The sequence below is a fragment of the Maritimibacter fusiformis genome (assembly GCF_008086115.1).
Classification (GTDB): domain Bacteria; phylum Pseudomonadota; class Alphaproteobacteria; order Rhodobacterales; family Rhodobacteraceae; genus Muriiphilus; species Muriiphilus fusiformis.
The window spans coordinates 368,619-385,191 of the sequence record NZ_VSIY01000003.1 but is presented as its reverse complement, the minus strand read 5'-3'; the positions used below and the strand labels follow the sequence as shown (position 1 = coordinate 385,191).

Here is a 16,573-nt window from a genome sequence, read left to right as displayed (position 1 = left end):
CGGTCCTTATCGTGCCACGTCGGCGGCGGTGCCGATCCATTGGTATCTGAACGATGCATCGCCGTCTGCCGCGAGGATCAGCCCAAGCGCGGGGGCGAAATGCAGAAAAGACGTCTCGGTCGGTCCGGTCGCGGGGATGCGCCTGAGGCGCACGTAGAGCGTGTCATAGCCGCATTCGGCCAGGTCGATATGGCCGTGGCCCTCGAACCGGAGGTCCAGCGTCACCTGCGTGCTTTCCCCGTCCGGGCGCCGGGCGGTCGCGGTCAGGCTGTAGAGGCCCAACTGGTCGATGTGGTCGAACACCTGCGGGTCGCCGTCATAGAGATAGCGGGTGATGCCCTCGGGCGTGACGGTTTCGAGCGGCGCGAAGGCGTGGGCCAGCAGGCTGGCGCTCCGGGTGGTGCCAAGGTCCGTGCGGATCAGTTGCTCGAGCCGCATGCCTTCCGGCGTGCGTTCGATATCGGCGCGGACGAAGAACGGGGTGTTCTGAACCAGAACGATCCCGTCATCGACATCCGCCCGCGTCGGGCAGGCGGACAGTGCAGGCTGCGCCACAAGAGCCAGGGCCAGGGCCAGGGGGGCGATGAATTTCATCGGCAATCGGGCGGCCCGCCGGGTGGGGCCGGGCCGCCCGTGTCGCTTACATGCCCAGCGCCGCATCCACCGCCGCGACCGCGTCGCCGCCGTCAAGCGTGGTCACGCCGTCGAGCCAGGCTTTCCATACGTCCGGGTTGGCCGCCAGCCATTCGCTGGCCGCATCGGCGGGGTCTTTCGCGTCGTCGAGGATCGCGCCCATGATCTCGTTTTCCATCGCCAGCGTGAAGCTGAGGTTGTTCAGGAAGGTGCCGACGTTGGGGCATTCCTCGACATATCCGGCGCGGGTGTTGGTATAGACCGTGGCGCCGCCGAGGTCGGGGCCGAAGAAATCGTCGCCGCCGGTCAGATAGCCCATCTCGTAATTGGCGTTCATCGGGTGCGGTTCCCAGCCGAGGAACACGATCGGCTCACCCCGCGAGGTGGCGCGCCCGACCTGGGCCAGCATCCCCTGTTCCGAGCTTTCGACCACGTCGAAGCCGGCCAGCCCGAAGGCGTCGCCCTCGATCATGTCCATGATCAGGCGGTTGCCGTCGTTGCCCGGCTCGATGCCGTAGATCTTGCCCTCGAGCGCGTCCTTGTGCGCGGCGATATCCGCGAAATCGGCGATGCCAAGGTCCATGCCCGCCTTGTTGGTCGCCAGCGTGTATTTCGCGCCTTCGAGGTTGGCGCGCACGGTGTCCACGGTGCCGGCCTCGCGGTAGGGGGCGATGTCGCCTTCCATCGTCGGCATCCAGTTGCCGAGGAACACGTCGATGTCACCGGCGGCCATCGAGGTATAGGTCACGGGCACCGACAGCACCTTGATGTCGGTGTCATAGCCCAGCGCGTCCAGCACCACGGTGGCGGCGGCGGTGGTGGCGGTGATGTCGGTCCAGCCGACATCCGAGAAGGTGATTTCGCCGCAATCGGCCAGCGCCGGGGTGGCGGCGAGGATGGCGAGCGCGGAAAGGGTGGTTTTCAGCTTCATTGTGGTCTCCCTGTTTTTGTTGATTGACGAGTCAATCAAAGTGAAACATTTTCGAGAGCATTCGTAAAGGAGTCGTAATGCCCAAGCTTGGGATGCAGCCTATCCGCCGTGCGGCTCTGGTGAAAGCCACGATTGCAGAGATCGGCGAAGCGGGCTCGCTGGACGTGACCGTCAGCAAGATCGCCAAGCGCGCCGGCGTGTCCTCGGCGCTGGCGCATCACTATTTCGGCGGCAAGCAGGATCTGCTGGTGGCGGCGATGCGCCATATCCTGTCGGTCTACGGCGCCGCCGTGCGCCGGGCGCTGGCCGGGGCCAAGACGCCGCGCGCCCGGATCGACGGCATCGTCGCGGCCAGTTTCGCGCCGGGGCAGTTCGAACCGGCGGTGATCGCGGCATGGCTGAATTTCTACGTCCAGGCGCAAAGTGCGCCGGGCGCGCGGCGGCTTCTGGCGGTATACCAGGCGCGGCTGCGCTCGAACCTCGTCCACGCGCTGAGGCCGCTGGCGGGCGACCGCGCGCCTGAAATCGCCGAGACGCTCGCGGCGATGATCGACGGGCTTTACATCCGCCACGCGCTGGGCGCGGCCCCGGACGGGCAGGGCGCGACGGCGCGGGTGGCGGCCTGCCTCGACGGGTTGTTGGGAGAGGGCGCATGACCATCGCGCGACCCCCCGGCACCCGCACCGATTCGCGCCGCGCCCGGCACGACCACATGGAATTGAACCGGCTGGGACACCACCAGCCTTTCCCCCGCAGGGGGTAGGAGACAGACATGCGCAACTATCACGCCAGACCCACCGGCAGCCATTTCATCGCCGGGCTTTACGTCGAGGATGACGATGGAACGCCGATCGAGGTGATCTATCCGGCCACCGGCCAGAAGATCGCCGAGGTCCACGCCGCCACCCCGGCGGTGGTGCGCCACGCGCTCGACGCGGCCCAGCGGGCGCAACCGGCATGGGCGGCGATGAGCGGCACCGAACGCGGCCGCATCCTGCGCCGCGCCGCCGACATGATCCGGGCGCGCAACCGCGAATTGTCCGAGCTTGAAACGCTCGACACCGGCAAGCCGATCCAGGAAACGCTGGTCGCCGATGCCACCTCGGGGGCCGATGCGCTGGAGTATTTCGGCGGGCTGGCGGGCGCGCTGACCGGCGAGCATATCCAGCTTGCGGGTGGCGATTTCGTCTATTCGCGGCGCGAGGCGCTGGGGGTCTGTGTGGGCATCGGGGCATGGAACTACCCGACCCAGATCGCCTGCTGGAAGGCGGCACCGGCGCTGGCCTGCGGCAATACGATGATATTCAAGCCGTCCGAAACCACACCTCTGTCGGCCCTGAAAGTCGCGGAAATCCTGACCGAGGCGGGCGCGCCGCCGGGGGTTTTCAACGTGGTGCAGGGCATGGGCGAGGTCGGGGCGGCGCTGGTGTCCGACCCGCGCGTCGCCAAGGTGTCGCTGACCGGATCGGTGCCGACCGGGCAGAAGGTCTATGCCGCCGCCGCCGCGGGCGTGAAGAACGTGACGATGGAACTGGGCGGCAAGTCGCCGCTGCTGGTGTTTGACGATGCCGACATCGAGTCGGCGGTGTCCGGCGCGATCCTGGGCAATTTCTATTCCACCGGGCAGGTCTGTTCCAACGGCACGCGGGTCTTCGTGCAGAAGGGCATCAAGGCGGCGTTCCTCGACCGGCTGGCGGAGCGTCTGAAAAACGCGGTGATCGGCGATCCGCTTGATATGGCAACGAATTTCGGGCCGATGGTGTCCGAAGGCCAGTTGAACATCGTGCTGAACTACATCGCCAAGGGCGTTGCCGAAGGCGCGCGGCTGGTCGCGGGCGGCAAGCGCGTGGCGCGCGACGGCTTCTATCTGGAACCAACCGTCTTTGCCGATGTGACCGACGACATGACCATCGCGCGCGAGGAGATTTTCGGACCCGTCATGTGCGTGCTCGATTTCGACGACGAGGCCGAGGCGATGGCGCGCGCCAACGCCACTGAATACGGGCTGGCCGCCGGGGTCTTTACCCGCGACATCCAGCGCGCGCACCGGGTGGCGGCGGGGTTCGAGGCCGGCACCTGCTACATCAACACCTATAATGATGCCCCGGTGGAAGCGCCGTTCGGCGGGATGAAACTGTCGGGCGTCGGGCGCGAGAACTCTAAGGCGGCGATCGAGCATTATTCGCAGCTCAAGTCGGTCTACGTGAAGATGGGGCCGCTCGATGCGCCGTTCTGATGGGCTTTTCACGCTGAATGAGCCGGGGAGTGCCCGGCCGCGGGTGGGCGAGAAGCGCCCGCCCGTGGGGGCGGTCGGGCGCTGCCCGACGTGCCGCCGTGCGATGGGGTTCAATGATGCAGGCTGACTACGTCATCGTCGGATCGGGCAGCGCCGGGGCCGCGCTGGGCTACCGGCTGTCGGAGGCGGGCGCCTCGGTCATCGTGATCGAGTTCGGTGGCACCGATATCGGCCCTTTCATCCAGATGCCGGCGGCGCTGAGTTACCCGATGAACATGCGCCGCTATGACTGGGGCTTCATGTCCGAACCCGAGCCGCACCTGAATGGCCGCCGCATGGTGGTGCCGCGCGGCAAGGTGATCGGCGGGTCGTCCTCGATCAACGGCATGGTCTACGTGCGCGGCCACGGGCGCGATTTCGACCATTGGGCGGACCAGGGCGCGCAGGGTTGGGCCTATGCAGATGTGCTGCCCTATTTCAAACGCATGGAGCATTGGCACGGGCCGCAGGCGTCATCCTGGCGCGGCACGGATGGCCCGCTGCATGTGCGCCGCGCGCCGCAGGAACACCCGCTGCATCACGCCTTTGTCGAGGCCGGGCGGCAGGCGGGCTATCCCGAGATCGCCGATTACAACGGCGAACAGCAGGAAGGGTTTGGCGCCTTCGACATGACGGTGTGGCAGGGGCGGCGCTGGTCGACGGCCAATGCCTATCTGCGCCCGGCGTTGCGCCGGCCCAACTGCCGGCTGGTGCACGGGCTGGCGCGCCGCGTGGTGATCGAGGACGGGCGCGCGGTCGGCGTCGAGATCGGGCGCGGCGGGCGCACCGAGGTGATCCGGGCGGGCCGCGAGGTGATCCTTGCCGCCAGTTCGATCAACACGCCGAAACTCCTGATGCTGTCGGGGATCGGCCCGGCGGCGCATCTGGCCGAGCACGGCGTCGAGGTGATCGTCGACCGCCCCGGCGTCGGGCAGAACCTGCAGGACCACCTCGAGGTCTACGTGCAGTTCGCGGCGGCGAAACCGATCACGCTCTATCGCTACTGGAACCTTGCGGGCAAGGCGCTGATCGGGGCGCAATGGCTTGTCACCAAGACCGGGCTGGGGGCGTCGAACCAGTTTGAAAGCGCTGCCTTCATCCGCTCGGATGCGGGTGTCGAATACCCCGACATCCAGTTCCACTTCCTGCCCATCGCGGTGCGCTATGACGGCAAGACGGCGGCCGAGGGCCACGGCTTTCAGGCCCATGTCGGGCCGATGCGGTCGGCCTCGCGCGGGGCGGTGACGCTGGCCTCCGCCGATCCCGAAGAGGCGCCGAAGATCGCCTTCAACTACATGAGCCATGACGAGGATTGGCGCGACTGGCGCAAGGCGCTGCGCCTGACGCGCGAGGTTTTCGCCCAACCGGCGCTGGCCGAACACGTCAAGCACGAGATCCAGCCGGGGGCGGCGGCGCAATCGGACGCGGCGCTTGACGATTTCGTGCGCGAACATGCCGAAAGCGCCTACCACCCCTGCGGCACGGCACGGATGGGGCGGGCAGACGATCCGGGCGCGGTGGTCGACCCCGAATGCCGGGTGATCGGGGTCGAAGGGTTGCGGGTGGCCGATTCGTCGATCTTTCCGCGCATCACCAACGGCAACACCAACGCGCCGTCGATCATGGTGGGCGAAAAGGCCGCCGATCACATCCTGGGCCGCGATCCACTGCCCCGCGACAACCGCGCGCCGTGGGTGCACCCGGATTGGGCCGGGGCGCAACGCTAGCGGAATTCGCGGTTTGGTTTGATCCGGGTCAAGGTCGCGCGTGCCGGGGTTTCCTAGGCTCGCTGCGACCCGCAATGAAGGAGACGATCCGATGTCGCACACACCGCATGAATTGCCCGAGGAATTCCCCGAATTCGCCGGCAAGATGGTCGAGTTGAAGCAGAGCGACGACCATTTCGCCAAGCTCTACGACGACTACCACGACGTGAACACGGCGGTTTACCGCGCCGAGACCAACCTCGAGCCGACCGACCAGTTCCACGAGGAAGACCTGCGCAAGAAGCGCGCGGCCCTCAAGGACGAGATTTACCGGATACTGTCGGCGGCCTGATCGCCGTCCGCGGTGGGGCCTTCGACCTCGGCCCGGAAACGCTCGAAAAAGGCGTCGACCGTCTTGCGGGCAAAGCCGTGGATGATGCGGTTGCCAAGCTGGGCCAGCTTGCCGCCGACCCGCGCCTCTACCTCGTAGGTCAGCTCGGTGCCGTCCTCGGTCTCGGTCAGGCGAACCTTGGCCGCGCCTTTGGCAAAACCCGCGACGCCGCCCTTGCCCTCGCCGTTGATCGTGTAGCTTTCCGGCGCCACGACATCGGTGAGGGTGACCTGGCCCTTGAAGGTCGCGCTGACCGGGCCGACCTTCTGTTTCACCACGGCTTCAAAGCCGCCATCGGGCGAGCCGGTCAATTCCTGGCAGCCGGGAATGCAGGCGGCGAGCGTTTCGGGGGAATTGAGATGGGTCCAGACCGTTTCGCGGTCGGCGGCGATCAGCGTGGTTCCGGTCAGTTCCATGGGCGTCTCCCTGTTTTCCGGCAGGTTAGGCGGTTTTCAGGCGGCCCGGAAGGGGCTCAGCGCTCGATCTCGTAGGGCAGCACGCCGCGCGCGTCGGGGTCGATGGCCAGCTTGCGTTCCAGCGGCGGGACCGAGCGCTGGTGGCAGTTGGCGCGTTCGCAGATCCGGCAGGAAATGCCGATCGGCTCGAACGCGGCGGCGTTGGTGGTGTCCAGCCCGTCGGCATAGACCAGTTGGCGCGCGTGCTTGATCTCGCAGCCCAGCCCGATGGCATAGCGGCGCACCGGGGCGGTGAAACTGCCGCCCGATTTGGTCACGTCGCGCGCCAGGCAGAAATAGCGCACCCCGTCCGGCGTCTGCGCCATCTGGCGCAGGAACTGGCCGGGGGTCTCGAAGGCGCGGTGGACGTTCCACAAGGGGCAGGCGCCGCCATAGCGGGCGAATTGCAGGCGTGTGGCCGAGTGGCGCTTGGTGATCGTGCCGGCCTGGTCGACGCGCACGAAAAAGAACGGAACCCCCTTGGCGCCGGGGCGCTGCATGGTCGACAGCCGGTGCGCCACCTGCTCGATCGAGGCGCCGAACATGTCCGACAGGCGTTCAAGGTCGTGGCGGGTGTCGCGGGCGGCGTCGAGAAATCGGGCATAGGGCAAAAGCGCGGCACCGGCGAAGTAGTTGGCCAACCCGATCTTGGCGATGCCGCGCGCCGCGTCCGACTGGAACCGGGCCAGGTCGAGCGTGGCCTCGAGCAGGTCGTTCTGGGTGAGCAGCGCGACCTGGTGCAAAAGCTGAAAACGCCGGGTCGAGGCCGGGGCATAGGCCGACAGTGTCAGGCGCCCCGCCTCGCGGTCCAGCCCGCGCAGGCGATCCGATTCGCGCGCCTCGACCCGGATGCCCATGGCGTCCAGCCGGGCGAGGGCGGTTTCCTCGGGTTGTCCGTTTTGTGCAAATCTTTCGGCCGCATGGTCGATTGCGTCGATGTAATTGTCGCAATAGTGAAAGAAGTCGCGCACCTCTTCCCAGGGACTGGCCTGCACCGACGAGCCTTCGCGCCCCAGTGCCTCGTCCAGCGACGCCAGCCGTTCGTGGCCCTGGCGATAGGCCCGGTGCAGCTCCAGAAAGGCCCGCGCCAGCGCCGGTGCGTTCGATGCCACCAGCCTGAGATCGGCGACCGGCGGGGCGCCGTCGGCGAAGACCGGGTCGGCCAGCGCCTCGCGCATGTCGGTGACCAGCCGCTCGGCGTCGCCGGTCGACAACTCGGCCACGTCGAAACCGAACTCCTGCGCCAGCGCCAGCACCACCCCGGTCGAGACCGGGCGGTTGTTGTTTTCCATCTGGTTGAGATAGGGCAGGCTGACGCCCAGCTTCTCGGCAAACGCCTTTTGCGTCAGCCCCAGCCGCACCCGGGTTTCCCTGAGCTTGACCCCGGCGTAGAGTTTCTGTGTCGCCATCCGATTGCCCTCTTTGCAAAGGGCATCGTTACATTTTGCAAAGACCTGCGTCCAGCCCGGTTTGCGCTCAGGCGGCGCGCTCCGCCTGGATTTCCTTCCAGGCCCGGTTGACCGCGATCAGGTGTTTCTCGGCCAGGCTGACGGCCTCTTCCGGCACGCCGCGCGCGGCCAGCTGGTCGGGGTGGCTGGCCCGCACCTCGGCCCGCCAGGCGGCGCGGATCTCGTCGATCGGGGCATCCGGGGCGACGCCGAGCACCGCGTAGGGATCGGGTTCGGCATCGACCACGAAGCGTGCGCGAAGCGTGCGAAAGCGGCGCTCGTCGATGCCGAAAATGGCCGCGACGCGCGACAGGAAATCATCCTCGGCGGGGTGGTATTCGCCGTCCGCGACCGCGATGTAGAACAGCCCCTCCATCAGGTCGCACAGCGCCGGGTGGCCGGTGCCGAACAGCGCCACGATCTTTTCGGCGTAAAGCTCGAACCCGGCGATGTCCTGACGCGCCCGGTTGTAGACGCCCGCCGCGTGGCGCTCGTCGGCCTCGGGAATGGTAAAGACCTCGCGGAAGGCTGAAACCTCGTCGCGGGTGACGTGGCCATCGGCCTTGGCCATCTTGGCCCCCAGCGCGATCACCGCGATGGCAAAGGCCGCCGAGCGTTCCGGCGGGGTGCGCAGACGCGAGAACACCTCGCCCAGGCTTTCGCCGGAACTGAGCGCGGACAGGGCGTCGGTGATGCGGGTCCAAATCGACATGGCGTGGTTCTACAGGAACTTGTGCATCAGGACGAGAATTAACCGGCGGCGGAAGGTCTGATTGGCCGCCGGGGCGGGGCGGGAGGTTCGGGGAATTGCGCGCCCGCGCGCGCGGGCGATCCGCCCCGGCGCGCGCCGGGGCCGCCCCTAACGATGGGTCGCGCGGATCAGCCTGAGAATGTCCTTCGCGGCCTCGGGAATGTTGGTGCCCGGCCCGAAGATCGCCTTGACCCCCGCCTTCTTGAGGAAATCGTAATCCTGCTGCGGGATCACCCCGCCGCAGATCACCAGAATATCCTCGGCCCCCTGCGCCTTCAGCGCCTCGATCAGCTTGGGCGCCAGGGTCTTGTGACCGGCAGCCTGCGACGAGATGCCGATCACGTGCACGTCGTTGTCGACGGCATCCTGCGCGGCCTCTTCCGGGGTCTGGAACAAGGGGCCCACGTCCACGTCAAAGCCGATATCGGCAAAGGCGGTGGCGATCACCTTGGCGCCGCGGTCATGCCCGTCCTGGCCCATCTTGACCACCAGCATCCGCGGGCGGCGGCCTTCTTCCTCGGCGAATTTCTCGACATCCGCCTGGATCGCGGCGAAGCCTTCGTCGCCCTCGTAGGCCGCGCCGTAGACGCCGGCCAGGGTCTTGACCTCGGCCCGGTGACGGCCGAACGATTTTTCCATTGCCATCGAAATCTCTCCGACCGTTGCACGCGCCCGCGCGGCTTCGACCGCGACAGCGAGAAGGTTGCCTTTGCCCGATTTCGCCGCCGCCTCGAGAGCGGCCAGCGCCGCGTCGCAGGCGGCCTGATCGCGGCTGGCGCGGATCGATTTGAGCCGCGCGATCTGGCTGTCGCGCACCGACACGTTGTCGACATCGCGGATCTCGAACACATCCGCGCTTTCGGGGCGGAACCTGTTGACGCCGACGATCACCTCGTCGCCCCGGTCCACCGCCGCCTGGCGGCGCGCGGCCGATTCCTCGATGCGCAGCTTGGGCATGCCGCTGGCGACCGCCTTGGTCATGCCGCCGAGCGCGTCGACCTCCTCGATCAGCTTCCAGGCTTCCTCGATCATGTCGGCGGTCAGTTTCTCGACGTAGTAGGAACCGGCCAGCGGGTCGACCACCTTGGTCACGCCGGTCTCGTGTTGCAGGATCAACTGGGTGTTGCGCGCGATCCGGGCCGAGAACTCGGTGGGCAGTGCAATCGCCTCGTCAAACGAGTTGGTGTGCAGCGACTGGGTGCCGCCAAGGGCGGCCGACATCGCCTCGAACGCGGTGCGCACGATGTTGTTGTAGGGGTCCTGTTCGGCCAGCGACACTCCGCTGGTCTGGCAATGGGTGCGCAGCATCAGGCTCTGGGGTTTTTTCGGCTCGAACTCCGACATGATCCGGTGCCACAGGAAACGCGCGGCGCGCAGCTTGGCGGCCTCCATGAAGAAATTCATGCCGATGGCGAAGAAGAACGACAACCGCCCGGCAAAGGCGTCCACGTCCAGCCCGCGCGCGATGGCGGCGCGCACGTATTCGCGCCCGTCGGCCAGCGTGAAGGCCAGTTCCTGCACCAGGTTCGCGCCCGCCTCCTGCATGTGGTAGCCGGAAATCGAGATCGAGTTGAACCGGGGCATGTCGGTCGAGGTGAACTCGATGATGTCCGAGACGATCCGCATCGAAGGTTCGGGCGGATAGATATAGGTGTTGCGGACCATGAATTCCTTGAGGATGTCGTTCTGGATGGTGCCCGACAGCTTGGCGCGCTCATGCCCCTGTTCCTCGCCCGCGACGATGAAATTCGCCAGGATCGGGATCACCGCGCCGTTCATCGTCATCGACACCGACACCTGGTCCAGCGGGATGCCGTCGAACAGGATCTTCATGTCCTCGACCGAATCGATCGCCACGCCCGCCTTGCCCACGTCGCCCAGGACGCGCTCATGGTCGCTGTCATAGCCGCGGTGGGTGGCGAGGTCGAAGGCGACGGACACGCCCTGCTGCCCGGCGGCCAGCGCCTTGCGGTAGAAGGCGTTGGATTCCTCGGCGGTGGAAAAGCCCGCGTATTGCCGGATGGTCCAGGGCCGGCCGGCATACATCGTGGCACGGGGGCCGCGGGTGAAGGGCGCCTTGCCGGGGACCGAGCCCATGTGCGCCAGCCCCTCGGCGTCGTCCTCGGTATAGAGCGGCTTGACCGCGATGCCCTCGGGCGTGTGCCAGGTCAGGTCATCCAGAGGCCGCCCGCGCAGTTCCTTTTCCGCGAGCGTCTGCCAGTCCGTCTTGTCGCTCATCGTGGTCTCCTTTCTCTGGGCCGCTCTGGCCCGTTGCCCCGGTCGCTCCGCCGCCTATATTGAAGACGAAGGAGAACGCATGATCAGACCCATCGCCCTGGTTGCCGCCGCCATGTTCACGGTCGCGGCGCCCGTTGTCGCCGCCGATACACCAGAGGCCGCGCCAGAGATCTTGCCGGAGGTCCTGCCGGAGGTCTCGCCCGAGACCGAGCTTGTGATCACGGAGGCCGGCGAGCAGCTTCTGGACGAGTTCCTGTATATCGCACGGGTGCTGGTGATCTTTGCCGACAGCCCGAACGACCCGCGATTCGTGCAACAGATGGAGTATCTTGGCGAGCGCCCGGAGGATCTGCGCGAACGCGACGTGGTTGTGATCACAGACACCGACCCGGCCGCCAAATCCCCGATCCGCGAGGCGCTGCGCCCGCGCGGCTTCGACCTCGTGCTGATCGGCAAGGACGGCCAGCGATACCTGCGCAAGCCCTTGCCCTGGAGCACGCGGGAAATCACCCGTTCAATCGACAAGATGCCGCAACGCCAGCAGGAACTGCGCGATATGCGGGCGAAATAGGCCATGCCCTAGTCGAACTCCATGATGACTTCGTCGACCGCCAGGCTGTCGCCGGGTTCGCAGGTGATGCGCGCGACCACGCCCTTCCGCTCGGCGCGCAGGATGTTTTCCATCTTCATCGCCTCGATGGTGCACAGCGCCTGGCCTTCCTGCACCTCGTCGCCCTCCTCGACGTCGATCTTCACCACCAGGCCCGGCATCGGGCAGAGCAGCATCTTCGACGTGTCGGGCGGCGTCTTTTCCAGCATCAGCGTGGCCAGTTCCGCCTGCCGCGGGGTGCGCACATAGGCCTTGAGGTCGGCGCCGCGCGTGCGGATGCGGTAGCCCGCGGCGATCTTGCCGACCTTCAGCACCAGCGGCTCGCCCGCCACATCGAGCACCGCCAGGGGGTCGCCCGGGGTCCAGTCGCTGGTCACCCGCATTTCGGTGCCGTCGATGAAATGCACGGTCGAGCCTTTCGGATCGGCGGCGATCCTGACTTCGAAGCTCTCGCCCTGCAGCGTCACCACCCAGTCCGAGCCGACCACGCGTTCGTGGTTGTCCATCCGGCCCGAGACGCGCGAGCGCCGGATCTCGGCCACCCGGAACATCGCGGCGACGGCGGCGGCGACGCGTTGCTGATTGCCCTGGTCCAGCGTCACGCCCTCGAAGCCGTCGGGGTATTCCTCGGCGATAAAGGCGGTGGTGATGTCGCCCGAGACAAAGCGCGGATGATCCATCACGGCGGACAGGAACGGCAGGTTGTGCCCGATCCCCTCAAGCTCGAACGAATCGAGCGCATTGCGCATGTGTTCAAGCGCGGTGCCCCGATCCGGCCCCCAGGTGCACAGCTTGGCGATCATCGGGTCGTAATACATCGAGATCTCGCCGCCCTCGAACACGCCGGTGTCGTTGCGCACCACGTGGTCGGCCAGCGCGATCTCTTCGGGCGGGCGGTAGCGGGTCAGCCGCCCGATCGAGGGCAGGAAGTTGCGGTAGGGGTCTTCGGCATAAAGCCGCGATTCGATCGCCCAGCCGTTCAGCTTCACGTCGCTTTGCTTGATCGACAGTTTCTCGCCATTGGCCACCCGGATCATCTGTTCGACCAGGTCGACGCCGGTGATCAGCTCCGTCACCGGGTGTTCGACCTGAAGCCGGGTGTTCATTTCGAGAAAGTAGAAATTCTTGTCGCCATCGACGATGAATTCCACCGTGCCCGCGCTGGTATAGTCCACCGCCTGGGCCAGCGCGACCGCCTGTTCGCCCATCGCGCGCCGGGTCTTCTCATCGAGGAACGGGCTGGGCGCCTCTTCGATCACCTTCTGGTTTCTTCTCTGAATCGAACATTCCCGCTCGCCCAGATAGATGCCATTGCCGTGGGAATCGGACAAAACCTGTATTTCGATGTGGCGCGGCTGGGTCACGAATTTCTCGATGAAGATGCGGTCGTCACCGAAACTGGACGCCGCCTCGTTCTTGGACGACTGAAAGCCCTCGCGGCATTCGTCGTCGTTCCAGGCGATCCGCATGCCCTTGCCGCCGCCGCCCGCCGAGGCCTTGATCATCACCGGATAGCCGACCTCGCCGGCGATGCGCACCGCCTCGTCGGCATCCTCGATCAGCCCCATGTAGCCGGGCACCGTCGACACGCCCGCCTCCTGGGCCAGTTTCTTCGAGGTGATCTTGTCGCCCATCGCCTCGATCGCGCCGACCGGCGGGCCGACGAAGGCGACACCCGCGGCCTCGAGCGCCTGGGCGAATTTCGGGTTCTCGGACAGAAAGCCATAGCCCGGATGCACCGCCTCGGCGCCCGATCCCTTGATCGCCGCCATCACCTTGTCGATCACGATATAGGACTGGTTGGCCGGCGACGGGCCGATATGCACCGCCTCGTCGGCCATCCGGACATGCAGCGCGTTGCGGTCGGCGTCGGAATAGATCGCGACGGTCTTGATGCCCATCTTCTTCGCGGTCTTGATCACCCGGCAGGCGATTTCACCACGGTTGGCGATCAGGATCTTCTTGAACATGGCCTGTCCCTCGTTCTTCTGTTTTTTTTGCCACTCGAATAGTTCGGAGATAATGTCTCGAGGCTTGGCTTTTTTCCGCGCTTCGGCGAGGGCGCTTACCCCTTCTCGCCCCCTCAAACCCCAAAAACCGTGGTCCAGGTGAACAAAATGGTCCGTTGAGCGGAAATTCATTGAATCACTGGAGTGATCTTCGACGGTGCGTCGCACCGTCGCCTTCCACTCTCTCGAGAGTTCTCGAGAAGTGGTGCGTTCGATGTACTCATACAAATCTTCGTAACGCGCTGCGCCACCCAATGCCCGGAAGGCATCAAGGATTTCGTCGATCCATTTCATGCGATTTCTCTCTGATTGCCCGGTGGGAAGATTGGCGATCTTCTAGCCCCAAACGAAAAAGCCCGGTCTGGCTCGTAGGGAACCAGACCGGGTAGAAGGGGAAGGGTAACGGTTTGACTAAACCAGGCAGAAAACCGGGATAAAGCCTCTGCCATGTCCCGGACGATGCCAGCGGTTTTCGCGCCGCGACAGGGGCCGCGTGCGGGGGCGGCAAAATGCGCGGCGGATTGCCGGGATTCGGGGCGGGCTGGCGAAAACATGCTCATTCCTCGTCCCAATCCCCGTCCCAGTCATCCTCCGGCGCCGCGCCGTCGTCGAAAGCGTCGGGGAAATTCGCCCGTGCCAGTTTCACGTTGATTCTCAGCATCGCTTGATAACTTGCCGGATCGAACGGGTCTTCGGCGGGCACCACCTCGCGCCCGATCAGCCACGACAGGCGGCCCGCGTCGAGGTTGCCGCGTTCGAACGGCTCGTCGCCGAAATGCGCCCAGAGGGCGGCCAGAAAGGCGGTGTCGGCGCGGCGGTCGGCGGGCCTGCGGTCGGCGTGGCGTTCGCGCCGCACGATCGGGGTCGCGCCCTTCTTGTTGGCGCGGCGCAGCGTGAACTGGAAATCGGTGCCGGGCAGGCGGCCGGGAAAGCCGCGATGCTTGGTCATGTCGGGCAGGGGCATCAGAACGGCTCCCAGATGCAGGTGTGGCCCTCGGGGCGGTAGGCTTCGAAGACCTGCGCGGCCTCGGGATCGGCCTCGCCGAATGCCACCGGGCGGTCCGAGATCGACACCACGATCTGCGCCGGTTGCGGCCCGATGTTGGCGATCCGGCCCAGCGCGAAATCCTCGCACAGCGCGCGCATGTCGGCCTCGAGTTCGTCGTAGGGGGTGGACTTGATGACCGTGGCCAGGTCCGGCTCGATGAAGCGAAAGCGCACGGTCAGCCCGGTCGGCCCCGGTTCGCCCCAGATCACGTCGTGAAACGTGACCTCGCGCCCGGACGGCAGCGCGATGGCACCCTCGGCCCCGACAGGCGCGGCCAGCGCGGGCGTGGCGGCAAACGCCGCCAATGCTCCGGCGCGGGACAGGGCGCGTGCTGTGGGCCTGGGGTCGTGCATCACCGGGTCTCCGATCCGCCTAGAGCGGGATGTTGTCGTGCTTTTTCCACGGGTTCTCGAGCTTCTTGTTGCGCAGCGAGGCGAACGACCGGCAGACCCGCTTGCGGGTGGAATGCGGCATGATCACATCGTCGATGAAGCCCTTTTCGGCGGCCACGAAGGGGTTGGCGAAGCGGTCCTCGTAGTCCTGGGTGCGCTTGGCGATCTTGTCGGGATCATTCAGTTCCGAGCGATAGAGGATTTCCACCGCCCCCTTGGCCCCCATCACCGCGATCTCGGCGGTGGGCCAGGCATAGTTGAAATCGCCGCGCAGGTGTTTCGAGGCCATCACGTCATAGGCCCCGCCATAGGCCTTGCGGGTGATCACCGTGACCTTGGGCACCGTCGCCTCGCCATAGGCGAACAGCAGTTTCGCGCCGTGCTTGATGACGCCGCCGTGTTCCTGCCCGGTGCCGGGAAGAAAACCCGGCACGTCCACGAAGGTCAGGATCGGAATCTCGAAGGCATCGCAGAAGCGCACGAACCGCGCCGCCTTGCGGCTCGAGTCGATGTCGAGACAGCCCGCCAACACCATCGGCTGGTTGGCCACCACGCCGATCGTGCGGCCTTCGAGGCGGATGAAGCCGGTGATGATGTTCTTTGCGAAATCCGCCTGTATCTCGTAGAAATCGGCCTCGTCCGCGACCTTGAGGATCAACTCCTTCATGTCGTAGGGCGTGTTCGGGTTGTCGGGGATCAGCGTGTCGAGCGAGTGATCGGGCCGCCCGGGGTCGTCGAAGAACGGCCGCACCGGCGATTTCGCCCGGTTGTTCAGCGGCAGCATGTCGACCAGCCGGCGCACCTCGACCATTGCCTCGACATCGTTGTCGAAGGCGCCGTCCGCGACCGAGCTCTTGCGGGTATGGGTCGAGGCGCCGCCAAGCTCCTCGGCGGTCACCACCTCGTTGGTCACGGTCTTCACCACGTCGGGGCCGGTCACGAACATGTAGGACGAATCGCGCACCATGAAGATGAAATCGGTCATCGCCGGCGAATAGACCGCGCCGCCCGCGCAGGGCCCCATGATCACCGAGATTTGCGGCACCACGCCCGAGGCCATGATGTTGCGCTGGAACACGTCGGCATAGCCCGCCAGCGAGGCCACGCCTTCCTGGATGCGCGCGCCGCCGGAATCGTTCAGCCCGATCACCGGGGCGCCGTTCTGCACCGCCATGTCCATGATCTTGCAGATCTTTTCGGCGTGCGTTTCCGACAGCGAGCCGCCGAACACGGTGAAATCCTGGGAAAAGACATAGACCATGCGGCCATTGATCGTGCCCCAGCCGGTGACCACGCCGTCGCCCGCGATCTGCTGCTTCTCCATCCCGAAATCGGTGCAGCGATGCGCCTTGAACATGTCGAACTCCTCGAACGAGCCCTCGTCGAGCAGAAGTTCGATGCGTTCGCGCGCCGTCAGCTTGCCCTTGGCGTGCTGGCTGGCGATGCGTTTCTCGCCCCCGCCCAGCCGGGCGACATCGCGGCGTTGTTCCAGTTTTTGCAGGATGTCTTTCATCTGGCGGCCCTCCATGTGTTCAACGCAACCTAACGGTCCGGGGCCGATCTCAAAAGCACTTTCCGGCGAATTTGCAAAGTAATCGCAAGGCTTTGGTTGCGAATTGCAAAATTGCGAAGGACGCAGCGTCTTTTCGTTCCCGGCCCGAAAAAGGCGCAATCCATATCGACAAA

At 66.0% G+C, this 16,573-nt stretch carries 15 protein-coding genes; 5 read left to right on the top strand and 10 right to left on the bottom strand.

The genetic code is table 11. The features are described from left to right. Positions 1–6 precede the first annotated feature (6 nt). Positions 7–594 (bottom strand): hypothetical protein, encoded by a 588-nt coding sequence (locus FVF75_RS02610; protein ID WP_148376182.1) that lies wholly within the window; start codon positions 592–594, stop codon positions 7–9. Between the two features lie 46 nt (positions 595–640). Then, on the bottom strand, positions 641–1,564 hold the full coding sequence (gene choX, locus FVF75_RS02605) for a choline ABC transporter substrate-binding protein (protein ID WP_148376181.1): 924 nt from the start codon (positions 1,562–1,564) through the stop codon (positions 641–643). A 77-nt stretch (positions 1,565–1,641) separates the two neighbouring features. On the opposite strand from choX, the gene betI reads away from it, so the two are divergent. The 4 genes from betI to FVF75_RS02585 all read left to right on the top strand — a co-directional run bounded on the left by betI (position 1,642) and on the right by FVF75_RS02585 (position 5,897). Further along, positions 1,642–2,220 carry a choline-binding transcriptional repressor BetI gene (gene betI / locus FVF75_RS02600; protein WP_148376180.1) on the top strand — a complete coding sequence of 193 codons (579 nt, stop codon included), beginning with the start codon at positions 1,642–1,644 and terminating at the stop codon, positions 2,218–2,220. Positions 2,221–2,336: 116 nt separating this feature from the next. Further along, positions 2,337–3,800 carry a betaine-aldehyde dehydrogenase gene (gene betB / locus FVF75_RS02595; protein ID WP_148376179.1) on the top strand — a complete coding sequence of 488 codons (1,464 nt, stop codon included), beginning with the start codon at positions 2,337–2,339 and terminating at the stop codon, positions 3,798–3,800. 116 nt (positions 3,801–3,916) lie between these two features. Beyond that, positions 3,917–5,566, top strand: a complete 1,650-nt coding sequence (gene betA / locus FVF75_RS02590) for a choline dehydrogenase (RefSeq protein WP_148376178.1) — start codon at positions 3,917–3,919, stop codon at positions 5,564–5,566. A 91-nt stretch (positions 5,567–5,657) separates the two neighbouring features. Then, complete coding sequence (locus FVF75_RS02585; RefSeq protein ID WP_148376177.1) at positions 5,658–5,897, top strand: HP1242/YdcH family protein; 240 nt, start codon at positions 5,658–5,660, stop codon at positions 5,895–5,897. Here the strand turns inward: FVF75_RS02585 and FVF75_RS02580 are convergent. From FVF75_RS02580 to scpA, 4 genes are all read right to left on the bottom strand, one after another. After that, positions 5,873–6,352 carry an SRPBCC family protein gene (locus FVF75_RS02580; RefSeq protein WP_148376176.1) on the bottom strand — a complete coding sequence of 160 codons (480 nt, stop codon included), beginning with the start codon at positions 6,350–6,352 and terminating at the stop codon, positions 5,873–5,875. The genes FVF75_RS02585 and FVF75_RS02580 overlap by 25 nt on opposite strands. 56 nt (positions 6,353–6,408) lie before the next feature. After that, a complete protein-coding gene (locus FVF75_RS02575) occupies positions 6,409–7,800 on the bottom strand; it encodes a helix-turn-helix domain-containing protein (RefSeq protein WP_148376175.1) in 1,392 nt (463 codons plus the stop codon). A gap of 67 nt (positions 7,801–7,867) precedes the next feature. Beyond that, positions 7,868–8,551, bottom strand: coding sequence for a molecular chaperone DjiA (locus FVF75_RS02570; protein ID WP_148376174.1), 684 nt, complete (start codon positions 8,549–8,551; stop codon positions 7,868–7,870). A gap of 147 nt (positions 8,552–8,698) precedes the next feature. Beyond that, a complete protein-coding gene (scpA, locus tag FVF75_RS02565; protein WP_148376173.1) occupies positions 8,699–10,828 on the bottom strand; it encodes a methylmalonyl-CoA mutase in 2,130 nt (709 codons plus the stop codon). A gap of 79 nt (positions 10,829–10,907) precedes the next feature. On the opposite strand from scpA, the gene FVF75_RS02560 reads away from it, so the two are divergent. Continuing rightward, entirely contained in the window at positions 10,908–11,399 is a 492-nt protein-coding gene (locus FVF75_RS02560) for a DUF4174 domain-containing protein (RefSeq protein ID WP_148376172.1), read from the top strand. Positions 11,400–11,407: 8 nt separating this feature from the next. On the opposite strand, the gene FVF75_RS02555 is transcribed toward FVF75_RS02560, so the two are convergent. The 4 genes from FVF75_RS02555 to FVF75_RS02540 form a co-directional block, all read right to left on the bottom strand. After that, positions 11,408–13,408: an acetyl-CoA carboxylase biotin carboxylase subunit gene (locus FVF75_RS02555; protein WP_148376171.1), complete on the bottom strand. Its 2,001-nt coding sequence runs from the start codon at positions 13,406–13,408 to the stop codon at positions 11,408–11,410. 595 nt (positions 13,409–14,003) lie between these two features. Continuing rightward, positions 14,004–14,411: a hypothetical protein gene (locus tag FVF75_RS02550; protein ID WP_166126306.1), complete on the bottom strand. Its 408-nt coding sequence runs from the start codon at positions 14,409–14,411 to the stop codon at positions 14,004–14,006. Next, the gene (locus FVF75_RS02545; RefSeq protein ID WP_222861180.1) at positions 14,411–14,848 is read right to left on the bottom strand and encodes a DUF6497 family protein; all 438 of its coding nucleotides are present in this window, start codon (positions 14,846–14,848) and stop codon (positions 14,411–14,413) included. The genes FVF75_RS02550 and FVF75_RS02545 overlap by 1 nt, the downstream gene beginning before the upstream one ends. A 19-nt stretch (positions 14,849–14,867) precedes the next feature. After that, positions 14,868–16,400: an acyl-CoA carboxylase subunit beta gene (locus tag FVF75_RS02540; RefSeq protein WP_148376462.1), complete on the bottom strand. Its 1,533-nt coding sequence runs from the start codon at positions 16,398–16,400 to the stop codon at positions 14,868–14,870. Between the last annotated feature and the right edge of the window lie 173 nt (positions 16,401–16,573).

Excerpts from the sequence above, each read along its gene's own strand:
- FVF75_RS02545 (WP_222861180.1), bottom strand. The coding sequence starts at position 14,848 with ATGCACGACCCCAGGCCCACAGCACGCGCCCTGTCCCGCGCCGGAGCA.
- FVF75_RS02585 (WP_148376177.1), top strand. The coding sequence starts at position 5,658 with ATGTCGCACACACCGCATGAATTGCCCGAGGAATTCCCCGAATTCGCC.
- betB (WP_148376179.1), top strand. The coding sequence starts at position 2,337 with ATGCGCAACTATCACGCCAGACCCACCGGCAGCCATTTCATCGCCGGG.
- FVF75_RS02550 (WP_166126306.1), bottom strand. The coding sequence starts at position 14,411 with ATGCCCCTGCCCGACATGACCAAGCATCGCGGCTTTCCCGGCCGCCTG.
- FVF75_RS02570 (WP_148376174.1), bottom strand. The coding sequence starts at position 8,551 with ATGTCGATTTGGACCCGCATCACCGACGCCCTGTCCGCGCTCAGTTCC.
- betA (WP_148376178.1), top strand. The coding sequence starts at position 3,917 with ATGCAGGCTGACTACGTCATCGTCGGATCGGGCAGCGCCGGGGCCGCG.
- FVF75_RS02575 (WP_148376175.1), bottom strand. The coding sequence starts at position 7,800 with ATGGCGACACAGAAACTCTACGCCGGGGTCAAGCTCAGGGAAACCCGG.
- choX (WP_148376181.1), bottom strand. The coding sequence starts at position 1,564 with ATGAAGCTGAAAACCACCCTTTCCGCGCTCGCCATCCTCGCCGCCACC.
- betI (WP_148376180.1), top strand. The coding sequence starts at position 1,642 with ATGCCCAAGCTTGGGATGCAGCCTATCCGCCGTGCGGCTCTGGTGAAA.
- FVF75_RS02555 (WP_148376171.1), bottom strand. The coding sequence starts at position 13,408 with ATGTTCAAGAAGATCCTGATCGCCAACCGTGGTGAAATCGCCTGCCGG.
- FVF75_RS02560 (WP_148376172.1), top strand. The coding sequence starts at position 10,908 with ATGATCAGACCCATCGCCCTGGTTGCCGCCGCCATGTTCACGGTCGCG.
- FVF75_RS02580 (WP_148376176.1), bottom strand. The coding sequence starts at position 6,352 with ATGGAACTGACCGGAACCACGCTGATCGCCGCCGACCGCGAAACGGTC.
- FVF75_RS02610 (WP_148376182.1), bottom strand. The coding sequence starts at position 594 with ATGAAATTCATCGCCCCCCTGGCCCTGGCCCTGGCTCTTGTGGCGCAG.
- FVF75_RS02540 (WP_148376462.1), bottom strand. The coding sequence starts at position 16,400 with ATGAAAGACATCCTGCAAAAACTGGAACAACGCCGCGATGTCGCCCGG.
- scpA (WP_148376173.1), bottom strand. The coding sequence starts at position 10,828 with ATGAGCGACAAGACGGACTGGCAGACGCTCGCGGAAAAGGAACTGCGC.